Origin of the sequence: Sphaerisporangium dianthi, from assembly GCF_042654065.1 — a bacterium.
Taxonomy (GTDB): Bacteria; Actinomycetota; Actinomycetes; order Streptosporangiales; family Streptosporangiaceae; genus Sphaerisporangium; species Sphaerisporangium dianthi.
In genome coordinates this window covers 1-1,831 of sequence record NZ_JBHSFP010000096.1, presented here as the reverse complement: position 1 = coordinate 1,831, position 1,831 = coordinate 1, and the positions used below count along the sequence as shown (strand labels likewise).

The following is a 1,831-nucleotide window of genomic DNA, read 5'->3' as shown; positions in this document are numbered from 1 at the left end:
GTGGACGACGTAGGAGGCGCACTCGGAGATCTGGTTCGGGCCGCACTGCTTCCAGATGGCGCTGTTGCCGGCCAGGAGCATCTTGTCGGCGTCCTGGATCGCCACCCGCTCGACGCCGAAGTTGATCAGCGAGAGCGCGTCCTTGGCGTAGTAGGTCTCGTCGAAGACGATCGCCTTGGGGTTGCCCAGCCGGTCGAGCCTGAGGAAGGCGCCAAACAGCGCCACCAGGATCGGGCCCAGCCACCCCCACAGGGGGTTGCCTGGGAACGGCGGCACGAGCCGGTCGCGGACGGAACCCGGCTGTGCGGGGTCGTCGTGCGGCTCCGGCTGCTCGAAGTCCTGGTTAGGGAAGTCCGTCAGGGCCATCCGGACATCGTACGGGGCGGCTATTACGTCCAGCCTAAGAAACACCTCTTAAGTACCCAATTGGGGGACTCTTGGCTGAGAACGCCCGGCTGATGGCGCCCGCTCCCATGGAACGTTCATGGGAGAGGATGGTCAGCGTGAACGACAACGGCAGGCTGGTTCTGGCAGGGGCTCCGATCGGGCGCGTCGATGACGCCTCGGCGCGGCTGCGGGAGGCGCTCGCGAGCGCCGACGTCGTGGCCGCCGAGGACACCCGCCGGCTGCGCAGGCTCGCCGCCGACCTCGGGGTGGCGCTCGCGGGCCGTGTGGTGTCCTACTACGACGCCAACGAGGTGGCGAGGGCGGGCGAACTGCTCGGCGATCTCCAGGACGGGCGCACCGTACTGGTCATCACCGACGCCGGAATGCCCGGGGTGTCCGATCCCGGATACCGGCTGACCCATCTCGCCGTCGAGGCCGGCATCCCGGTGACGGCGCTTCCCGGCCCGTCGGCCGTGACGACCGCGCTCGCGATCTCCGGCCTGCCCAGCGACCGGTTCTGCTTCGAGGGCTTTCCGCCGCGCAAGCCCGGCGAACGGGCCCGGCGGCTGGCCGCGCTCGCCGCGGAGGAGCGGACGATGGTCTTCTTCGAGGCCCCCCACCGGCTGCGGGCCTGCCTGGCCGCGATGGCCGAGGCGTTCGGGCCCGAGCGGCCCGCCGCGGTCTGCCGCGAGTTGACCAAGACCTACGAGGAGGTCCGCCGCGGCCCGCTCGCCGAGCTGGCGGCCTGGGCCGAAGGCGACGTGCGCGGCGAGATCACGCTGGTCGTCGCCGGGTACGCGCCGGGCGACGCCGAGCCCGACATCGGCGAGCTGGTGCGCGAGGTCGCCCGGCGCGAGGAGGCCGGGGTGACGCGCAAGCAGGCGATCGTCGAGGTGGCCAAGGCGGCCGGCGTCCCCAAACGCGAGCTGTACGACGCCGTCCACCGCTCCTGACCTTGAGGATGATCTGGATACCGGTCGCGTCCGGCGAATAGGGTGCCCGGGTGGCTGTTCGCGTCTTCCTCCCGAGATTTGCCAGAAACCCGCGGCTTTTCGCGAAACCGCCGCTCCTGCCGGTCGGCGCCGCCGGTGGGCATGGTCAGTCGGACGAGGCCGCCGAGGCCGCGGAGCCCGTGCCGGCGCGCGACCGGCTGGTGCCGCCGTTCCAGGGCGGCCGCCTGTGGGGGTGGCTGGGCCCGATCGTGGTGGCGCTGTTCGGGGCGATCCTGCGCTTCGACCACCTCGCCCGGCCCAAGGCGGTGGCCTTCGACGAGACCTACTACGCCAAGGACGGGCTGTCCCTGCTCAAGTACGGCGTCGAGCGCACCTTCCTCGGCTCGGAGGGCGACCCCATCGCCGATCGGCGGCTCGTGGCCGGGCGGAACGACCTGTGGGTGACCTGCACGCCGGACAACCTCGACCCGTGCGCGCTGTATGTGGCGCAT

General features: G+C 71.4%; 1 protein-coding gene and 2 pseudogenes. 2 read left to right on the top strand and 1 reads right to left on the bottom strand.

What is annotated here, in order from left to right; translation table 11 throughout:
* A pseudogene (locus ACFO60_RS40740) lies at positions 1-366 on the bottom strand (phospholipid carrier-dependent glycosyltransferase); the annotation flags it as partial.
* Positions 367-503: 137 nt separating this feature from the next.
* On the opposite strand from ACFO60_RS40740, the gene rsmI reads away from it, so the two are divergent.
* Positions 504-1,340 (top strand): 16S rRNA (cytidine(1402)-2'-O)-methyltransferase, encoded by an 837-nt coding sequence (gene rsmI, locus ACFO60_RS40735; protein ID WP_380852887.1) that lies wholly within the window; start codon positions 504-506, stop codon positions 1,338-1,340.
* Positions 1,341-1,519: 179 nt separating this feature from the next.
* Positions 1,520-1,831, top strand: a pseudogene (locus ACFO60_RS40730) (phospholipid carrier-dependent glycosyltransferase); the annotation flags it as partial.